This window comes from Streptomyces sp. NBC_01268, assembly GCF_036240795.1.
In the GTDB taxonomy this organism is placed as follows: domain Bacteria; phylum Actinomycetota; class Actinomycetes; order Streptomycetales; family Streptomycetaceae; genus Streptomyces.
The window spans coordinates 7,642,125-7,660,836 of record NZ_CP108454.1; the positions used below are offsets into that span (position 1 = coordinate 7,642,125).

The 18,712-nt window shown below is 72.2% G+C and carries 14 protein-coding genes and 2 riboswitches; of the genes, 4 read left to right on the top strand and 10 right to left on the bottom strand.

What is annotated here, in order from left to right:
• Window positions 1–37: 37 nt before the first annotated feature.
• The 3 genes from OG309_RS34185 to OG309_RS34195 all read right to left on the bottom strand — a co-directional run bounded on the left by OG309_RS34185 (window position 38) and on the right by OG309_RS34195 (window position 3,274).
• Window positions 38–877 (bottom strand): carbohydrate ABC transporter permease, encoded by an 840-nt coding sequence (locus OG309_RS34185; RefSeq protein WP_329428692.1) that lies wholly within the window; start codon window positions 875–877, stop codon window positions 38–40.
• Between the two features lie 73 nt (window positions 878–950).
• Window positions 951–1,943: a carbohydrate ABC transporter permease gene (locus OG309_RS34190; protein WP_329426918.1), complete on the bottom strand. Its 993-nt coding sequence runs from the start codon at window positions 1,941–1,943 to the stop codon at window positions 951–953.
• Window positions 1,944–1,954: 11 nt separating this feature from the next.
• Window positions 1,955–3,274: an ABC transporter substrate-binding protein gene (locus tag OG309_RS34195; RefSeq protein ID WP_329426920.1), complete on the bottom strand. Its 1,320-nt coding sequence runs from the start codon at window positions 3,272–3,274 to the stop codon at window positions 1,955–1,957.
• 132 nt (window positions 3,275–3,406) lie between these two features.
• On the opposite strand from OG309_RS34195, the gene OG309_RS34200 reads away from it, so the two are divergent.
• Window positions 3,407–4,753 carry an ROK family transcriptional regulator gene (locus OG309_RS34200; protein WP_329426922.1) on the top strand — a complete coding sequence of 449 codons (1,347 nt, stop codon included), beginning with the start codon at window positions 3,407–3,409 and terminating at the stop codon, window positions 4,751–4,753.
• A 109-nt stretch (window positions 4,754–4,862) separates the two neighbouring features.
• Here the strand turns inward: OG309_RS34200 and OG309_RS34205 are convergent, their stop codons facing one another.
• A complete protein-coding gene (locus OG309_RS34205) occupies window positions 4,863–6,344 on the bottom strand; it encodes a glycoside hydrolase (protein ID WP_329426924.1) in 1,482 nt (493 codons plus the stop codon).
• Between the two features lie 133 nt (window positions 6,345–6,477).
• Complete coding sequence (locus OG309_RS34210; RefSeq protein WP_329426927.1) at window positions 6,478–6,852, bottom strand: FKBP-type peptidyl-prolyl cis-trans isomerase; 375 nt, start codon at window positions 6,850–6,852, stop codon at window positions 6,478–6,480.
• A 350-nt stretch (window positions 6,853–7,202) separates the two neighbouring features.
• On the opposite strand from OG309_RS34210, the gene OG309_RS34215 reads away from it, so the two are divergent.
• Both OG309_RS34215 and OG309_RS34220 read left to right on the top strand, forming a co-directional pair.
• Window positions 7,203–7,940: an alpha/beta hydrolase gene (locus tag OG309_RS34215; protein ID WP_329426930.1), complete on the top strand. Its 738-nt coding sequence runs from the start codon at window positions 7,203–7,205 to the stop codon at window positions 7,938–7,940.
• 87 nt (window positions 7,941–8,027) lie between these two features.
• Window positions 8,028–8,450, top strand: coding sequence for a hypothetical protein (locus OG309_RS34220; protein WP_329426931.1), 423 nt, complete (start codon window positions 8,028–8,030; stop codon window positions 8,448–8,450).
• Between the two features lie 84 nt (window positions 8,451–8,534).
• On the opposite strand, the gene OG309_RS34225 is transcribed toward OG309_RS34220, so the two are convergent.
• From OG309_RS34225 to metE, 4 genes are all read right to left on the bottom strand, one after another.
• Window positions 8,535–9,347 carry an ABC transporter ATP-binding protein gene (locus OG309_RS34225; RefSeq protein WP_329426933.1) on the bottom strand — a complete coding sequence of 271 codons (813 nt, stop codon included), beginning with the start codon at window positions 9,345–9,347 and terminating at the stop codon, window positions 8,535–8,537.
• Entirely contained in the window at window positions 9,344–10,366 is a 1,023-nt protein-coding gene (locus tag OG309_RS34230; protein WP_329428694.1) for a FecCD family ABC transporter permease, read from the bottom strand. Before OG309_RS34230 ends, OG309_RS34225 begins: the two co-directional genes overlap by 4 nt.
• A gap of 86 nt (window positions 10,367–10,452) precedes the next feature.
• The gene (locus OG309_RS34235; RefSeq protein WP_329426935.1) at window positions 10,453–11,493 is read right to left on the bottom strand and encodes an ABC transporter substrate-binding protein; all 1,041 of its coding nucleotides are present in this window, start codon (window positions 11,491–11,493) and stop codon (window positions 10,453–10,455) included.
• Window positions 11,494–11,561: 68 nt separating this feature from the next.
• Window positions 11,562–11,763: riboswitch (cobalamin riboswitch) on the bottom strand.
• Between the two features lie 33 nt (window positions 11,764–11,796).
• Complete coding sequence (gene metE / locus OG309_RS34240) at window positions 11,797–14,127, bottom strand: 5-methyltetrahydropteroyltriglutamate--homocysteine S-methyltransferase (RefSeq protein ID WP_329426937.1); 2,331 nt, start codon at window positions 14,125–14,127, stop codon at window positions 11,797–11,799.
• 164 nt (window positions 14,128–14,291) lie between these two features.
• Window positions 14,292–14,514: riboswitch (cobalamin riboswitch) on the bottom strand.
• A 238-nt stretch (window positions 14,515–14,752) separates the two neighbouring features.
• Here metE and OG309_RS34245 point away from each other — a divergent pair.
• The gene (locus tag OG309_RS34245; RefSeq protein WP_329426939.1) at window positions 14,753–16,399 is read left to right on the top strand and encodes an alpha/beta hydrolase; all 1,647 of its coding nucleotides are present in this window, start codon (window positions 14,753–14,755) and stop codon (window positions 16,397–16,399) included.
• 89 nt (window positions 16,400–16,488) lie between these two features.
• Here OG309_RS34245 and OG309_RS34250 read toward each other — a convergent pair whose 3' ends face one another.
• A complete protein-coding gene (locus OG309_RS34250) occupies window positions 16,489–18,621 on the bottom strand; it encodes a LamG-like jellyroll fold domain-containing protein (protein WP_329426941.1) in 2,133 nt (710 codons plus the stop codon).
• Window positions 18,622–18,712: the final 91 nt, after the last annotated feature.

An 18,712-nucleotide genomic window follows, 5' to 3' on the forward strand; every position in this document is an offset into this window, starting at 1 on the left:
GAGGGAGCGACTCGGACGGCGGGCGCGGCGGGGCGGGTCACTTGACCGCGCCCGCCGTGAGGCCGGTGACGAGGTAGCGCTGCAGCAGGAGGAACCCGGCGACGACGGGCACGCTCACCACGAGGGAGGCGGCCATGACCTGGTTCCAGTAGACGTCGTTCTGGGTGGCGTAGCCCTGGAGGCCGACGGCCAGGGTCCGGGTGGTGTCGTTGGTCATGACGGAGGCGAAGAGCACCTCGCCCCAGGCGGTCATGAAGGCGTAGACGGCGACCGCGACGATGCCCGGGGACGCGGCGGGGACGATCACCCGGAGCAGGGCGCCGACCGGGCCGCAGCCGTCGACTTTGGCGGCCTCGTCGAGCTCCCGGGGGATCGAGTCGAAGTACCCGGTGAGCATCCAGACGGAGAAGGGCAGGGAGAAGGTCAGATAGGTGAGGATCAGGCCTTCGCGCGAGCCGAAGAGCGCGATGCCGGTGGCGTTTCCGATGTTGACGTAGAGGAGGAAGAGCGGCAGCAGGAAGAGGATGCCGGGGAACATCTGCGTCGACAGGACGGTGACGGCGAAGACCCGCTTGCCGCGGAAGTCGTAGCGGCTGAGGGCGTACGCGGCGAAGACCGCCACCGCGACGGAGAGCACGGTCGCCGCGCTCGCCACGGCCAGCGAGTTCACGAAGTAGTCGGCGAGCGGGACGGTGTCCCAGATGTCGAGGTACGGGCGGACCGTGAGACCGGAGGGGATCCACCGGAACTTCCCGGACACGTCGGCCAGGGGCTTCAGGGAGCTGGAGACCATCACGTACACCGGCAGCAGCACGAAGCCGGTGAGCAGGGTGAGGAAGATCCGGCGGGTCCAGAGGAAGGAGCGCGGGGCGGCCATCGGGGAGCGGGGGGCGCGCCCGCGGGGGCGGGCCGCCGGGGCGGCGGCGAGCGCCGTGCCACCAGGGTGGGGCTCAGGCATCGGAGGACTTCCTTCCCCTGGTGGTGAGCAGGAGGTAGACGCCCGTGACGAGGAGCAGGAAGAGCAGGAGCAGCACGGACATCGCCGATCCGGTGCCGAAGTTCCACGTCTGGAAGGACGACTGGTAGATGTGCAGGGAGATCAGGTCGGCCGCTTCCGGAGCCGCCTTGCCGAAGAGCACGAACGGCGTGTTGAAGTCGTTGAACGTCCACAGGAACAGCACCAGGACGAGGACCTGGTTGACCTGCCGCAGCGACGGCAGGGTGATGTGGCGGACCTGCTTCCACACCCCGGCCCCGTCGAGGGCGGCCGCCTCGTACATGTCCCGGGGGATGTTCTGCAGACCGGCCATGACCGTGAGGAAGGCGAACGGCCAGCCCTTCCAGACGGAGACCACGAGCAGCGCCCAGAAGCTGTTGTCGCCGATGAGCCAGAACAGGGGGCTGTCGCCGATGCCCAGCTGGTCGTGCAGCACGTGGTTGATCAGGCCGTTGTCCCGCTGGAACATGAACGACCAGGTGATGACCGCCGCGTAGACCGGCAGGGCGTAGGGGACGAGGAACAGGGTCCGCAGGATGCCGCGGCCGCGGAAGTTCTCCTGGAGGAAGACGGCGGCGGCCGTGCCGAGGAGCCAGCACAGGGCCACCGACGCCAGGGTGAACAGGCAGGTGGTGAGGAAGGACTTCAGGAGCGCCTGGCCGACCGGCGCGTCGAAGTCGATCGAGACGCCGTAGTTGTCGAGGCCGGCCCAGGGCGCGGCCGACCAGTCCCGGATGAAGAACTGGGTGAGTTCCTTGAAGCTCATCCCGATGCCCATGAGCATCGGCAGGAGGTGGACGAGGAGTTCGAGGACGAGTGCGGGGAACAGCAGCAGGTAGGGGAGGGCGATGCGGCGGCGCCCGGAGCGGTGCGGTGCGGGCGCCTCACCGGGTGCGGCCTTGCGCACCGCGCGCTCACTCCGCTGAGTGACGGCGGTCTGGGTCATGGAGGCGCTGCCTACTTCTTCGGCATCTGCTGCTGGGCCTTGTCCAGCTTGGCCCGCACGGACTCGGCGGTGACCGGGCGGCCGGCGGCGGCGTCGGCGAAGAGCTCCTTCACCGCGGTGCCGACGACGGTCTCGAACTGGGACTCCTCCGGGACCTGAGGCAGCGCGGAGGCGCTCTGGGCGAGGGTGTCGCGGATGACCGCGAGCGAGGCCGTGCCGAAGGCGGCGTCGGCCTGCGCGGTCTTGACCGGCGGGACGGAGCCGTACGTCTTGTTGAGGAGGATCTGCTCCTCGTCGCCGGTCATGAACTTCACGAACCGGAGGGCGCCGTCCAGGTTCCTGGTGTTCTTGAAGACGGAGATGTTGATGCCGGCGACCATCGAGTTGGTCTGGGCCCCCTGGCCGGGCGCGCCGGACGGGACGGGGGCCGGGACGACGCCCCACTCCTCGGGCTTCATGCCCTGGGCGGCGAAGGTCTGGGAGGGCGTCTGCCACAGGACCATGCCGGTGCGGTTCTTGGCGAAGTCGGCGAGCGACTGGTTCTGCGCGTACTCGGCGTTGCCGGGCGCGACGATCTTCGAGGCGGCCATCAGGTCGACGTACTGCTTGACCGCGGCGACGGCGCCGTCGGAGGTGAAGTCGGGCTTGCCGTCGGGGGTGAAGAAGTCGGCGCCGTGCTGCTTGCCGAGGACGAACACCTGGTGGATGTTGTTGGAGAGGTTGGAGCCCTCGACCCCGATGCCCCACTTGCCGTCCTTGCTCAGCCTCCTTCCGGCGGCGTCGACCTCGGCCCAGGTGGTCGGCGGCTTCGCTATGCCGGCGTCGGCGAACATCTTCTTGTTGTAGTAGAGCGCGTAGGCCATGGAGTACAGCGGCACGGCGGCCGGGTCCTTGCCGGGGGCGCCGGTGGAGCCGAGCGCGGAGTCGACGAAGCGGTCCTTGCCGCCGATCGCGCCGAAGTTCTTCGCGTCCCAGGGCAGCAGGGCGCCGGTCGACTGGAGCGAGGCGCTCCAGGTGTTGCCGATGTTGAGGACGTCGGGGCCCTGGCCGGAGGTGGTGGCGGTGAGGATGCGGTTGAGCAGGTCGGACCAGGGGATGACCTCCAGCTTGACCTTGATCCCGGTTCGCTTCTCGAACTTCGCGAGCTCGGGAAGGAGGACCTTCTTGTCGGCCTCCAGGCTGGGGCCCTGGTTGGTGGCCCAGTAGGTGAGCGTCTTCGGCTGGGAGTCGGAGCCACCCGAGCCGTCTGTGGTGCCGCCGCCGCAGGCGGTGGCGGCGAAGGCGAGGGAGAGGGTGACGGCACCGGTGACGGCGGCTCTGATTGTGCGCATGCTCCAGGACCCTTCAGGGACGACGGGAGGACCGAAACGGTGGGCGGGCCCGGCCGCCTCCGTGGCATCGGCTTAATTTAGGATGTGAGTTAAACCTCACGAGAAGGTCGCGTCAAGGCCTGGAATCCGGGTATGTTGCACCCAAGGACTTCAGAGACGGGAACCCACGTGCACGCGACACATGGCCGTACGGTGCGTGACCTGCGGCGCGAGAACCGCACCGCGGTACTGCGAAGGCTGTACTTCGACGGACCGATGAGCCGTCTGATGCTCGGACCCGCCATCGGGTTGAGCTCCGGATCGGTCAGCAACGTGGTCGCCGAGCTCGTCGCGGAGGGCCTCGTCGAGGAGGCCGGCAGCGTCGACTCGGCCGGCGGCCGCCCCCAGACCCTGCTGCGGATCAGCGCCGGAAGCGGCTGCATGATCGGCGTCGACGTCGGCGAAACCCGTGTCAGGGTCGAGCTGTTCGACCTCACCCTCAACGAACTCGCCCGCACGGAGCGCGCGTTGCCCAGCACCGGGCCGCGAACCGACCGCTACGACGTGGACCTGGTGGTCCGTCACGTCCGGGACGGCATCGCTGAGGTCCTGCGCGCGGCGGGCGTCTCTCCCGAACAGCTCCTCGGCGTGGGTGTCGGCGTGCCCGGCATCATCGCCTACACCCCCGAGGAGGGCGCCGTCGTCCACGGGCAGACCGTCGGCTGGGACGCCGTCCCCTTCGAACGCCTGCTGCGCCAGGCGGTCGACCTCCCCGACAGCGTCCCCTACTGGATCGACAACGGTGCCAAGACCCTCGGCCAGGCAGAGATGTGGTTCGGCGCCGGACGCGGCGCCCGCAGCGCCGTGACCGTCCTCTTCGGCTCCGGCGTCGGCGCCTGCGTCGTCACCGACCCGCTCGGCTCCGGGCGCGCCCTCGAATGGGGCCACCTCACCGTCAGCGTCCGGGGGCGCCGCTGCCGTTGCGGCTCCCAGGGCTGCCTCGAGGCGTACGCGGGCGCCGAAGCCCTCCTGGAGCGCTGGGCCGAAGCGGGCGGCCGCCCGCCCGCCGGCACCGACGAGGAGACCGCCCTCACCGCGATGCTCGCCGCCGCCTACCCGGCCGACGGCTCGGGGACCGCCCCCGACGCCACGGCCCTGGCCGTCCTGGAGGAGACCGCCGAGTACCTCGGCGCCGGCTTCTCCGACCTCGTCAACCTCTTCCAGCCCGAACGCATCCTCGTCGGCGGCTGGGCCGGCCTCCAGCTCGGCACCCGCTTCCTCGACACCGTCACCCGGTACGCCACCCGCTACTCGCTGCGGTACCCGGCGAGCCGCACCAGCGTGGCCCTCGGCACCCTGGGCCCGGAGGCGGTCACCGTCGGCGCCGCCCTCCTGCCCCTCGCGGACTTCTTCGCCCGCGGCGGCCGCCGTCCCGAGACCACCCCGAGCGCCCCGGCCCCGGCCTGGCAGACGGCCCTCGCGGACCGGGTCACGCCTTAGGCCTCCGGGCCACCGGCGCCGAACTCGACCTCGACGAGGACGACTTGGCAGGGGCCCGGGAGCCCGGGAGGACGTCGGCTGAGCGCTCGCGGCATCCGCGGCGCTCCGGTCAGATGTCGACGCCTCCGATCTCGAAGGTCTGCACGCTCTGCGCGTCGAACCACGACCAGAACCGCTTGCCGTGCAGGTACGTGTCGTCGTTGCGGTAGGCGTACCGCTGGCTGCCGGCGGTGGACGTGTACCAGCGCTCCACGAGGGCTCCGTCGGTCGACACGGTGGTGAAGCGCGAGAGGTCGAAGTCGATGTACTGGCCCGCGCCGTGGTTGGCGGCCACGATCACCAGCTTGCGCGAGGGACGGTCGTAGGCGGCGACCACGTCGGGGTGACCGGACTCGATGATCCGCATGCCGGGCCGGATGTGGCGCATGTACTGGGCCAGGACGTAGTACTTCGTGTTGACGAGGCCGAGTCGGCCGTCGACGAGCTCGATGGGGCCCCAGCCGCCACCGTTGCTGTTGTCGACGATCTGCCAGTGGATCCACGCCGTGGGGTGGAGCCAGCGCATGTCGTAGCCGATGCTCCGGGCGATGGTCATCCCGCTGGCGTCGCCGTCGGTGTACTCGGACATCCAGATCCGCTTGCCCGACTCCGCCGCGGCGGCGTGGAGCAGGTCGCGCCGGGTGTCGGAGCGGTATCCGTGGACGTTGATCCGTCCGACCGCCTGCCGGGTGTCGGGGCCGAACTCGTTCCAGGCGGTCAGCGCGTAGTCGTAGCCGTTCTCGTCCATGGCCGGGATCTCCATCCAGGACAGGCCACGGGCGTCGAGCTGCGTGCGGGTCTCCTTGACGAGCCGCGCCTGCTGGGCGGGATCGAAGAAGCAGCCCTCCTGGCCGCGGCCCATCTCCGGGGTCCACGGCAGGCCCGGCTCGTTGACCGGCTGCACCGAGCGGAAGTCGATGCCCCAGTGGTCGTGGGCGTACCGGGCGATGGTGGCCAGATAGGCCGCGTGGCGCCCGTAGTTGCCGTCCTGGAGGTTGCTCGTCCACCCCGCGTCGTGGCCGCGCGGGTCGTCGTTCCGCAGCATCCACCACATGGGCGAGTTGGAGAACAGCTCGAAGGTGTCGGCCCCACGGTCCCTGGCCAGCCACATCATGTCGCGCTGGTTCGCGTCCGCGTACCAGTTCCAGCTGGCGGAGGAGGGATCGGCGTCGTACCAGTCGAGCTGGTACCCCTCGATCTGCTTGTACCCGTCGATGCTCGGCGCCGGCTTCATCGTGCGCCCGTCGATGCTGTTCGTCCCCGACGCCCCGGCGTTGTAGCGCACGATGTTCATGCCGAGCCCGGGCAGGGTCTGCCCCAGCAACTGGACCGTACCCCGCCCGAACAGGGCGTCCGCCAGCTTCGGATCCGGCCCCACCGCCTTGGCCCACCAGCTCAGCGAGGTGCCCCAGCCCTCCCACGTGCCCCGGTCGGCGGCGGGGTCGATGACCGTCGCGAAGTCGGCCCTCGCCGTTCCCGCGCCCAGACCCGCCAGCGCGGCGGCGCCCGGTACCGCCGCCAGTCCGCGCAGCACGTTGCGTCGGTTCAGCATCACAAACCCCCACCTGTTCCACGAGCCCCCTCGGGCCCCGACCGATTGTCAGGGACTCGTCCAAGATCGACAACCAGGGGCGGGCCGGGGTGCGCGCCGGGCCCTTCGTGCGTCGAGACGCACCGTCGCCGCCTCAGACCGAGAGCAGGTCCACGACGAAGACCAGGGTCGAGCCCGCCGGGATCAGGGGCGAGGGCGACTGCTTGCCGTAGCCGAGGCGCGGGGGAACGATGATCTCGCGACGCCCGCCGACCCTCATCCCCCGAACGCCGCGGTCCCAGCCCTTGATGACCCGGCCACCGCCCACGGCGAACTTGAACGGCTGGCCCCGGTCCCAGGAGGCGTCGAACTCCTTCCCGGACTCGAAGGTGACCCCGACGTAGTGAACCCGGACGACCATGCCCGGCTTCGCCTCGGCCCCGTCCCCGACGACCAGGTCCCGGATGGTCAGCTCGGTAGGAGCGTCACCCTCCGGAACACGCACCTCGGGCTTGGTCGGTTCGGTCATGGCAGCCTCATTCGCTCTTCGCCGGAACTCTTCGCGGGAACTCTTCGCCGGAATCCGTCGCACGGACCGGCAGGCCGCACGGATGCTCCACGCGGCAGACGAACACGCTACCGAGAGTGCCGACCGCCGCGGTGCACCGCATCCCCGGCACCCGCGCACCCGCGCACGCGCGCACGTGCCGAGGACGCCGGTCCCGCCGTTCTGCTAGCCTTCCGGAGGCCGTGCGAGAGAACGAGGAGGTGGTACCCGTGAACGCAGTTTCGACATGGGTGCTCCCCTCCGGGGTCACGGTCGGACGATAGGCAGGTCGTCCGGGAGCGCCGTTCCGAGCCCTCCCGAAAGGCACGACCGTGCACTTCACTTCCGAGAACCGCCTCGACGACGGCGTCCTCGAACGCGCATTCACCCTCGGCGAGATCCCCGGCATCCTGTGGACACCCGAGTCCGCAGCGGCGCCGACCCCTCTGATCCTGATCGGCCACCCCCCGCTCGGACTGCGCAGGATGTACCCGCGCCTTGTGGGACGCGCCCGGTACTACGCGGCGGAGTACGGCTTCGCCGCGGCCACCATCGAGCTTCCCGGGAGCGGTGACCGGCCCCGCTGGCCCGCCCTCGAGCAGGCCCGCGCCGACCTGCGGCGGACGATGGAGGCCGGCGGGCCGGTCGGCGACGACATCGTCGACGCGCTCGTCCTCCCGCTGGTCGAGAAGGCGGTCCCCGAATGGCGGGCCGCCCTGGACGCCCTCCTGTCACTGCCCGGGATCGACGGCCCGGTCGGGTACGAGGGCGGCGTGATCTCCGTCGGCATCCGGCTGGCGGTGGTCGAGCCGCGCATCGTGGCCGCCGGCTTCTTCGCCGGGAGCCTCGTGCCCGCCGTCATGTTCGAGGAGGCCCGCCGGGTCACCATTCCCCTGCACGTCCTGCTGCAGTGGGACGACGAGGGGAACGACCGGCAGGCGGCCCTTGACCTGTTCGACGCCTTCGGCACCAAGGAGAAGACCCTGCACGCCAACATGGGCGGACACACCGGCGTGCCGCAGTTCGAACTCGACCCGGGGGCCCGGTTCTTCGCCCGGCACCTGCGCTAGCCCGGACGGGTGGAGGCGGCATGGACCCGGTCGGCGGGCGGCTGGATACTGGCCGCTGACCGCAGGACCCGACCCCCTGGAGACGCCGTGCGTACCCGCCTCGCCACCGCCCTCGGTTCGTCCGCCCTGCTGACGTGCGCCACCCTGCTGGCCGCCGCCCCGCCGTCGAGCGCTGCCGCCTATCCGGTCAGCGGCTTCGATGTCACGTACGGTCAGACGTACACGCGGGGCACCATCACCTGGTACGGGCGGTCGGTGGTGGTGGCGGGTGAGCACAAGTCGGTCGACGTGAACAGCTGCCGTGGCACCACGGCGTTCACGCTCGACTCGCAGAGCCACCAGATGGGCGTGGGCCTGTCCGGCAACGTCTGCGGGGCGAGCGACACGTTCTCCTTCACCGTGCCGGCGGACGCCCCGGGAGGAGCCGCGGTGGTGCGGGTGTGTCTCGACAACGGGGCGGACGGCCCGCAGGTCGTGTACCTGAAGTGCGTGAGGTACGGCCACCCGTGACACCCCCTCCGCGGGGCGGGCGGGGCCGCGGCACACGGGACCCCCGTGTACCGCGGCCCCGCGGTCCCCGCAGCGGCGGGCCGTTCACGCACCGGTGAGCACCGGGCCGAGGAAGCGGATGTGGGGGCGCCCGTCCGGACCGGGGCGGGTCACCGCGGCCCGGACGCCGTAGACGTCCGCGACGAGCCGTTCGGTGAGGACCTCCTCGACCGCACCGGCGGCCACCACCCCGCCCTCGCACAGGACCACCACGTGATCGCAGTACATCGCCGCGAGGTTGAGGTCGTGCAGGGCCACGACGCAGGTGAGGCGCAGGCCCGCTACGAGGGTCAGGAGGTCCAGCTGGTGCTGGATGTCGAGGTGGTTCGTCGGCTCGTCGAGGAGGAGCTCGCGGGGCTCCTGGGCGAGGGCGCGTGCGAGGTGGACGCGCTGGCGTTCGCCGCCTGAGAGGGTCCGCCAGGTGCGGTGCGCGAGCCCGGTCAGCCCGGTGTGCGCGAGCGCGGACCGGACGGCCTCCTCGTCCGCGGCCGTCGTCGGCGACCAGGCCCGGCGGTGCGGGACGCGGCCGAGCCGTACGGCGTCGGCCACGGTCAGGTCGACCTGGGTGTCGGCGTTCTGCTCGACGACGGCGACGCGCCGGGCGAGCGCGCGGCGCGGGACGGCGTCCAGCGGGTCGCCGTCCAGGGTCACCACCCCGGTGTCCGGCGCGAGGACACCGGCCAGCAGCCGCAGGAGGGTGGACTTCCCCGAACCGTTCGGGCCCAGAAGGCCGGTGAGCGTGCCGGGGCGCGGCGCGAGGGTCACGCCGTCCAGGACGAGGGCGCCCCCGGCCGTGCGGGAGACGCCTTCGGCCCGCAGCCCCGCGGCCCCGCCGGGGCGGATCTCCGAGCCGGTCATCGGGTGCTCCTGGTGCGGTACAGGACGAGGACGAACGCGGGGACGCCGATGATCGAGGTGACCACACCGACCGGGACCTCCTGGGGGTCGAGCACCGTACGGGCGAGGGTGTCGGCCCACACCAGGAAGACCGCCCCGGCCAGTGCGGACAGCGGCAGCAGCCGGGCGTGACCGGGGCCCGCGAGGGCCCGGATCGCGTGCGGCAGGACCAGGCCGACGAAGCCGATCGCACCCGCGGAGGAGACCAGGACCGCGGTCAGCAGGGCCGTCACCGACAGGAGGACCAGGCGGGTCCGGGCCACGGAGACGCCGAGCGCCGCCGCCGCGTCCTCGCCGAACGCGAACGCGTCCAGGGTGCGGGCGTGCCCGAGGCAGACGGCCAGCCCGACGGCGAGCACGGCGCCGCACACCCCGACGTCCGTCCAGCCGGCGCCGCCGAGCGAGCCGAGCAGCCAGAAGAGGATGCCCCGGGTGGTCTCGGCGTCGGCTGCGGTCATCACCACGAACGAGGTGAGGGCCGAGAACAGCTGCATCGCCGCCACCCCTGCCAGCACGACGCGGTCGGCCGACCCGCCCAGCACGTGGCTGAGGAGCAGGACCAGGGCGAAGGAGCAGAGCGCGCCGAGGAACGCGCCCCCGGTGACGGACAGCAGGCCCCCGCCCGCACCGAGGACGACGACCGCGACCGCCCCGGTCGACGCGCCCGAGGAGACGCCGAGGACGAACGGGTCGGCGAGCGGATTGCGCAGCAGCGACTGCATCACCGCCCCGCACACCGCCAGACCCGCTCCGCACACGGCCGCGAGAAGCGTGCGGGGCAGCCGCAGGTCCCACACGATGCCGTCCCGGATGGCGCTCAGGCCGGACGGGTCCCCGCCGAGGTGGGAGGCCACCACGGACCAGGAGTCCGCGACGCGGATGTCCGCCGGACCGATGGTGAGGGCGAGGGCGACCGAGACGCACAGGAGGACAACCCCGCCGATCGTGGCGACCGGCGCGAGTGCCCGGGAGGAGCGGATGGCGGCCCGAGCGGACGGGGTCACCGCCGCCGGGCGGCCGGCGGCGGGCGCGCCCGCCGCGGCCACGGTCTCCGGCCCGGTCCGGGTCACTTCGCGAGACCGTACGTCTTCAGCGCGGCGGCCACCTTCTCGATGCCCTCGACGGTGCGGATCGTGGGGTTCATGGCCTGTCCGCTGAGGATCACGTACCGCTTGTGCTTCACCGCCGTCATGTTCCGGGTGACGGGGTGCGTCTCCAGGAACTCGATCTTCTTGGCGGCGCTCTCGGCCGACTGCGCCTTGCGGGTCAGATCGGCGATCACCAGCACGTCGGGATCGCGGTCGGCGACGGTCTCCCAGTTGATCTGCGGCCACTCCTCCTTCGTGTCGTCGAAGACGTTCCGCACGCCGAGCGCCCCGCTGACGATCCCCGGTGCGCCGCAGCACCCGGCCATGTACGGGCCCTGGGAGTCGGAGAACCAGTAGAGGGCGGACGCGTCGCCGAAGTCGGCCCCGGCCGTGGCCTTCCCGACCCGCGCGCGGAGCTCCCCGACCAGCTTCTCGCCGCGCTCCGGCACGCCGAACACCCGGGCGAGGTCGCGGATCTCCCCGTACACGGTGTCCATGGTCAGCGGCTCGGTCCGCACGCCGTCGCCGTCGCCGCTGTTGTCCTTGCCGACGCAGTCGGTGGGGGAGAGGTAGGTGGGGACCCCGAGTTTCGCGAACTGCTCCCGGGGGGCCACGCCGCCCTTGCCCAGGGTGTAGAGGAAGGAGGCGCTGACGAAGTCGGGCTCGGTGTCGAGGACCTTCTCGAACGACGGGTAGCGATCGGCGAGCCGGGGCACGGCGGCGTTCGCCTTCTCCAGTCCCTCGAGGACGGGGTCGGTCCAGGTGGCGGTGCCCACCATGCGGTCGCCCAGTCCGAGGGAGAGCAGGATCTCGGCCGATCCCTGGTCGAGGGCGACGGCACGGCGCGGCGTGCGGTCGACCTCGACCCGCTGCCCGCAGTTGTCGAGCCGGACCGGGTGGCCCGCTCCCTTGGCCTCGGGCGAAGCGGCCTCGGTGCCGGTGCCGGTGCCGCAGCCTGCGACGAGAACGGCACCGGCCACGAACAGCACGGCGGAACGGGCGGAGTGTGCGAGGGGCACGGAAGGAGTCCTCTGCGTCACGGCTCATGCGCGGAGCCTGTCGTACGGTGCTCCCCGGGCGACGGCGCGCGACGCCAGGGCCGCCAGCAGGTCTTCGGACTCGGGGTCGTCCGGACGGAGCGCCTTCCCGGGCCCCTCGGGGCCCAGTGGCCGATGCTCCGCCCGTCACCCTCACCGCTGCGCGTCAGCTCCGGATTCCCACCGGATTCCCTGACCCGTGCACATACCGTGTCGATACGTACAGAGGTGCGACTGGCCCGGGCAAGTTACCACAGGCCGCCCCTGCTCCTGACGGGTCGTCCGTCAGGAGGAAGCCCCGGTACGGGACACCTCGTCGCGGACGGCACGGGCCGCCGCCACGAGGTTCTCCAGGGAGACACGGGTCTCGGGCCAGCCGCGGGTCTTCAGCCCGCAGTCGGGGTTGACCCAGAGCCGCTCCGCGGGGATCGCCTCAAGTCCCGCGCGGAGCAGGGCGGTGGCCTCCTCCGGGGACGGGACGCGGGGGGAGTGGATGTCCCAGACGCCGGGACCGGCCTCGCGGGGGTAGCCGTGGGCGGCGAGTTCGCGGGCGACCTGCATGTGGGAGCGGGCCGCCTCCAGGCTGATCACGTCGGCGTCGAGGTCGTCGATGGCCTGGACGACGTCGCCGAACTCGGCGTAGCACATGTGGGTGTGGATCTGGGTGTCGGGCCGCACTCCCGCGGTGGTGAGCCGGAACGACTCGGTCGCCCAGGCGAGATACGCCGGGTGGTCGGCCTCCCGCAGCGGCAGGGTCTCGCGCAGCGCGGGCTCGTCGACCTGGATGACGGAGGTGCCGGCGGCCTCCAGGTCGTTCACCTCGTCGCGCAGCGCGAGGGCCACCTGCCGGGCGGTCTCGCCCAGCGGCTGGTCGTCGCGGACGAAGGACCAGGCGAGCATGGTGACCGGGCCGGTGAGCATGCCCTTGACCGGCTTGGGCGTCAGGGACTGCGCGTACGTCGTCCAGCGCACCGTCATCGGCCGCGGACGGGAGATGTCACCGGCGAGGATCGGCGGACGGACGTACCGGGTGCCGTACGACTGCACCCAGCCGTGCCGGGTGGCGAGGTAGCCGTCGAGCTGTTCGGCGAAGTACTGCACCATGTCGTTGCGTTCGGGCTCGCCGTGCACCAGGACGTCGAGCCCCGCCTTCTCCTGGAAGGAGACGACCTCCTGGATCTCCGCCCGGATGCGCTCCTCGTAGCCCTCGTCCCCGATCCGTCCGGCGCGCAGGTCCGCGCGAGCGGCGCGCAGTTCGGCCGTCTGCGGGAAGGACCCGATGGTGGTGGTCGGGAGCAGCGGAAGCCCGAGGTGGGCCCGCTGGGCGGCGGCACGCCGCGCGTAGGACGGCGAGCGGCGGCGGTCCGCCTCGGTGACGGCCCGGACCCGGGCCCGGACGGCGGGGTCGCGGGTGAGGGGGGAGGCGGCGCGGGCGGAGCGCGCGCTCCGGTTGGCGGCCAGCTCGCCGCTGATGGCGTCGGTGCCCAGGGACAGGCCCTTGGCCAGGGCGACGACCTCGTCCGTCTTCTGCCGGGCGAAGGCGAGCCAGGCCAGGACCTGCGGGTCGACGTCCTCCTCGGCCGCGGCGTCGAGCGGCACGTGGAGCAGCGAGCACGAGGCCGACACGTCCACGTGGCCGGCGAGACCGAGGAGGGTGCCGAGGGTGGTGAGGGAGCTCTGCAGGTCGTCGACCCAGACGTTGCGGCCGTCGACCACGCCGGCGACGAGCCGCTTGCCGGGCAGGCCTCCGACGGCCGCGAGTCCGTCGAGGTTCGCGGCGGCGGGCCCGGTGAAGTCGAGGGCGAGTCCCTCGACGGGCGCCTTCGCGAGCACCGGGAGGGCGTCGCCCAGCCGGTCGAAGTAGGAGGCGACGAGCAGCTTCGGCCGGTCCCGGGCGGCGCCGAGATCGCGGTAGGCCCGTGCGGCGGCGGCGAGTTCGGCGGGCGTGCGGTCCTGCACCAGGGCCGGTTCGTCGATCTGCACCCACTCCGCGCCGGCGGCCCGGAGGTCGGCGAGGACCTCGGCGTAGACGGGCAGCAGGCGGTCCAGCAGGGTCAGCGGCTCGAACTCCGCCGCCACGCCGGGGGCGGGCTTCGCCAGCAGGAGATAGGTGACCGGTCCCACCAGGACGGGTCGGGCGGTCAGACCCAGCGCGAGGGCCTCGCGCAGCTCCGTGACCTGCTTGGCCGAGTCCGCCGAGAAGACGGTGTCAGGGCCCAGTTCGGGGACGAGGTAGTGGTAGTTGGTGTCGAACCACTTGGTCATCTCCAGCGGCGCCACGTCCTGGGTGCCGCGGGCCATGGCGAAGTAGCCGTCCGTCGCGTCGGCCGCCACGGCCTCCTGGTGGCGGCGGGGGATCGCGCCCACCATGACGGTGGTGTCCAGGACGTGGTCGTAGTACGAGAAGTCGCCGGTCGGCACTTCGGTGATGCCGGCGTCGGCGAGCTGCAGCCAGTTCGTCCGGCGCAGCGCGGCGCCGGTGTTCCGGAGGGCGTCGGCGGTGACGCGGCCCTTCCAGTAGCCCTCGATCGCCTTCTTGAGTTCGCGGTTCCGCCCCTGACGGGGGTAGCCGTACACGGTGGCCCGTGCTGCCGCGGCTGCGGACTTCGTGGTCACGGAGATCTCCTTCGCGAGATGAATCCCTGAGGTCCGGAGACCTGACGAGGGGCGAAGGGAGACCGGGAACAGGCGGATGCGCACGCGCGCAGCAAGGCACGCTCGTCCGCCTGTATGGTCGCCGACCCGCCCTCGAGGTCACCGGATGGCCGCGCGCGGAATCGTCCGCGTGCGGGCAACGGGCAGGTCTTCGGACTCGCGGGCACGTCCCGTCGTACGGGACTCCTACTGGCCGTCGCTTCCCAGGTCCGGTACGTCGGACCCAGTGCTGTGTGACGGCGGTCGTTCCCACTCACCGCTGCGGGGCAGTCCCGGATTCCCACCGGGTTCCCTCTTACGACGCATCCCGCCTGGCGGACGGGGCGAACCAGCTGCGCCCTCACTCTAGACCACGGGCCACACCGGCCGGCGGGTGAAGCCGGGCCCGGCACACCGGAGTTCACGTCGCGACCAGGCCGCAGGGGATCAAGGACCCTGTGGAGGTGGCTGGTTCTGTGCCATCGGTCAGGGTCGGGTCCTCCTTCAGGGGGAGATGATGCCGTCCTTCGGGGGGATTCCGGCAAGTCCCCTCTGAGCAAGGGTTCTTGGGACAGAACGTCCACCTCCCGCGAGGATCTCCATCACCGTGCGAAGCAGACGAACAGCGCCCGCCGTGGCCCTCGGCGCCATCGCGACGCTCCTCCCCGTTCTCACCCCCGCCGTGGCCTCGGCGGCCGGACCGGCGCCCCGGGCCGCCACCGCGACCACCGCCACCCCGTCACCCGACCCGCTCGCCCGCTACGGCCGGCAGAAGCCGCGCTGGAGTCGCTGCGACGCCGAAGGGCCGGCGGAGTACGAGTGCGCGACGATCGAGGTGCCCCTCGACTACGCCCGCCCGAACGGCCGCACGCTCGACCTCGCCGTGTCCCGGACGAAGGCGACCAGCGCCCGTGACCGGCGCGGTGTGCTGCTGCTGAACCCCGGCGGGCCCGGCGGATCGGGCCTCGACATGCCGGTCTGGATGGCGCCGATGCTGTCGGACGACGTGAGGAAGCGGTACGACCTGATCGGCTTCGACCCCCGGGGCGTCGGCCGGAGCAGCCCGGTGAGCTGCGGACTGAACGACGCGGAGACCGCGTGGCAACGCCCTTACAAGGCAGCGACGTTCAAGCGGGACGTCCAGTGGGCGCGGACCGTCGCGGAGAAGTGCCGGGCGCGGAACGGCGCCGTCCTGTCGCACCTCACCACCCGCGACACGGCACGGGACATGGACGTCATCCGCGCGGTGCTCGGCGAGAAGAAGATCTCGTACCTCGGCTACTCCTACGGCACCTATCTGGGAGCCGTCTACACGCAGATGTTCCCCAAGCGCGCCGACCGGTTCGTGCTCGACAGCGCGGTCGACCCGGAGCGGATCTGGCGCGGCATGATCCGGATATGGGCCGAGGGGGCGGAACCGGCGTTCACGCGGTGGACCGGCTGGGCCGCCGAGCGGAACGCGACCTACGGGCTCGGCGCCATCCCTGCCGAGGTCGGCGCGACGTTCTGGGCGCTGGTCGCCCGGGCGGACCGCGAGCCGATCGAGCTCGACGGCGTCGCCCTGACGGGCGACGACATCCGGCTCGGGTCGCGGGCCGTCTTCTTCGACGTGGCCTACGCCGCCGAGGCGGTCGTACGGCTCAAGGACGCCGCGGAGGGCCGGACCCCGGCGCCGGCGCGGCGCGGCACGCCGCCCGCCCCGGTACCGTCGGCCTTCGCCCGCGCGGCCGACGCCCCGGCCGACGCACCCGCCGTCCCGGCGGACAACATGGACGCCGCCTTCTGGTCCGTGGTGTGCGCCGACACCCGCGCGTGGCCGCGCGACCCGGAGCGGTACCGGCGCGACGCGATCCGCGACAAGCGCCGGTACCCGCTGTACGGGGACTTCGCGTCGAACATCAAGCCGTGTGCGTTCTGGCGGGGCGGGGCCGAGCCCGCCACCGAGGTGAACAACTCCGTCGCCGCCCTCGTCCTGCAGAACGAGTGGGACTCCCAGACACCCCTGGCCAGTGGGCAGGGGCTGCGCCGTGCGATGAAGGGGGCCCGGATGGTCACCGTCCTCGGCGGCCAGGGCCACGGCGTCTACGGCCTGGGATCCTGCGCGGACGCGACCGCCACCGCCTACCTGGTCACGGGCCGTCTGCCCGCCGGGGACCTCACCTGCCGGACCCCGGCCGACCAGGCCCACCGCTCCACCGGGCTCCCGCTGCCGACCCTCCCGCAGCGCCTCCCGATCGGGCAGGGCCGCTTCTGACGGCCCCCTGACCGGCCCTGAGGGCGGGACCCCGCGCGGCGGGGCCCCGCCCGCATGGGCGACCAGGGTTCACGATCCGCCGGTCGGGATCAGGCCGCGGGGGCCCTGAAGTGGCAGTTCGTGGAGATGGACGAGGTGGTCGTGCCGTCGGTGGTGCGGACCCGCCAGCCGTAGGCGTGGCCCGGGATCAGCTGGGGGACAGGGACGGAGACGGTGCCCTGGCCGCGGACCTTGGTGCTCGCCGAGCCGGCCGCGCCCATGGTGATCGGCTGGGGCTGGGTCTGGTCGGTGTTGTCCCAGACGGAGAACTCGGCCCACACCTCCTTCGACGGGTCCGGGTGCGTGACCTTCGCCGTCAGCGTCGGCGTGAGGGTGGTCGCCGTGCCGTAGTCGGCGCCGAAGGGATCGAGGTTCTGGTGGCAGCCCTGGGACAGCGGCTCGCCCGGGGCCTCGCGCAGCTGCGTGCCGCGGCCGGTCGGCGCCGTCAGCTTGCCGGCGTACGAGGCGATCTGGTCGTCGCGCAGCGGGTAGTCGAAGGCCGCCACGCGCTGCACGGAGCCGTTGAAGTAGGCGTTGTAGGCGCCCTTCACCTTGTCGCGACCGACGACGAACGGGCCCGTGGCGGCCCAGCGGTCGGCGTCGGCGTGGACGGCCGTGGCCTTCTTCACGCCGTCCACGTAGAGGGAGACCGCGCCGGTGGTGGCGTCGTACACGCCCGTGAGGCGGGTCCACGTGCCGACCGTGGCGCCGGGAGCGATGGCCTGGTCGACGCTCCACGTGGTGCTGTCGGCCTTCGGCAGGGCGAAGCGCCAGGAGCTGTCGCCCGGGTTGTAGAAGAGCATCATGCCGCTGATCGTCGTCCCGTCCTGGGACAGCACGACCGAGGTGCCCGCGCCAGGGTTCACCTTCGCCCAGGCGGAGACGGTGAAGCTGCGGGTGGTGTCCACGACGGGCCCGGCCGCCGTGGCGGTACCGGTGGAGCCGTCGAGGGCCAGCGCCCCGCCGTGCTCGCCCGGCGCCCAGGAGGCGCCGCCCGTCAGGGTGCCGCCGAATCCGTCGGGGCTGCCGTCGAGCCGCCAGGAGAGCGCCCCGCCACCCTGCGTGTGGCCGTACAGCGGGGTGTGGTCGGAGTAGCCGGTCGCGTCCGGCCTGCACGGGTCGGGGACGCTGGACGGCGTCGTCTTCGTGCAGGTCGGCTGGACGGAGACCCGGTAGTCCGTCTGGTCCGCGAAGTCGGTCCGGGAGTCGCAGCCGGTGAAGCCGCCGGTGGCGAAGAGGTAGTCGATCTTCGTGGTCGTGTACCCGGAGTACGACAGGATCCCGCCGTTCGCGTCCTGCGTCACGCCGCCGAGCGTGAACTTGGTCGGCTCGTTGGAGGCGTCGCCGATGCCGTACGCCCGCTGGTCGCACTCCGACATCAGGCTGTAGAGCGGCTGGAGCCGGTCCTGGAGCCGGGTGTTGAAGTCACCGCCGATGACGACGGACGGGAACGCCCCGACCACGTCCGCGACCGTCGCGATCTGGTCGTCGTAGTACTGGTCGGCCTGCGCCTGCGTCAGCAGCCCCTTCGGGACGTCGGCCCCGAAGTTGGACACGTGCGTCGTGCACAGGTGGTTCTCCCAGCCGGCCGCCTCCACGCACAGCACGCTGCCGCGGCCCATCGACAGACCGAGCGGGGTGGTGAAGTCCGTCTCGGTCTTCCAGGTGATCCGGCCCTTGACGCCGATGGCCACGCCCAGCGTGCCGGACAGCGAGCCACGGCACTTCGAGCCCTGCGTGTCGATGAGCTCGACTCCCGGCTGGTCCGGCTGGTACGTGTCGCCCGGGCGCGTCCCGCCCGCGAGTGCGAACGTCCAGTCGGAGCCCGGGTCGTCGGCCTCCAGCTTCGCCTCCAGCGGGGCCAGGTGGCTGACCGAGCACACCTCCTGGAGCATGACCACGTTGAGGTCCCGCTCCGCGACCAGCTGGGCGATGCCCTCGATCTTCTTGCCGGGCACGTTGCGGTACGGGCAGTAGCCGTCGTCCGTGGCGATCCGCCCGCCCGCCTCCCCGCAGATGTTCCAGGTCATCGCCCGGACCGACTCCCGGGTGGTGGCCGTGCCGGCCGCGTCCCCCGGGACCGTCGTGACGGCGGCGGCGGGCGCCGCCTGCCCTCCGAGCAGGACGACGGTCGCGAGGACCGTCGCCATGATGTGCAGCCCGTGGGCCGCGATTCTTCTCATGAGTCGTCTCTTACCGGCGGACCTGTGGGGGTCCGCTGCTCCCCCCGCCCCGGCTCCGGGGCGGTGTCATGACTCTGCCAGCCGCATCGGT

Excerpts from the sequence above, each read along its gene's own strand:
- OG309_RS34225 (WP_329426933.1), bottom strand. The coding sequence starts at position 9,347 with ATGACCGGCTCGGAGATCCGCCCCGGCGGGGCCGCGGGGCTGCGGGCC.
- OG309_RS34210 (WP_329426927.1), bottom strand. The coding sequence starts at position 6,852 with ATGACCGAACCGACCAAGCCCGAGGTGCGTGTTCCGGAGGGTGACGCT.
- OG309_RS34190 (WP_329426918.1), bottom strand. The coding sequence starts at position 1,943 with ATGACCCAGACCGCCGTCACTCAGCGGAGTGAGCGCGCGGTGCGCAAG.
- OG309_RS34200 (WP_329426922.1), top strand. The coding sequence starts at position 3,407 with ATGTTGCACCCAAGGACTTCAGAGACGGGAACCCACGTGCACGCGACA.
- OG309_RS34205 (WP_329426924.1), bottom strand. The coding sequence starts at position 6,344 with ATGCTGAACCGACGCAACGTGCTGCGCGGACTGGCGGCGGTACCGGGC.
- OG309_RS34250 (WP_329426941.1), bottom strand. The coding sequence starts at position 18,621 with ATGAGAAGAATCGCGGCCCACGGGCTGCACATCATGGCGACGGTCCTC.
- OG309_RS34185 (WP_329428692.1), bottom strand. The coding sequence starts at position 877 with ATGGCCGCCCCGCGCTCCTTCCTCTGGACCCGCCGGATCTTCCTCACC.
- OG309_RS34195 (WP_329426920.1), bottom strand. The coding sequence starts at position 3,274 with ATGCGCACAATCAGAGCCGCCGTCACCGGTGCCGTCACCCTCTCCCTC.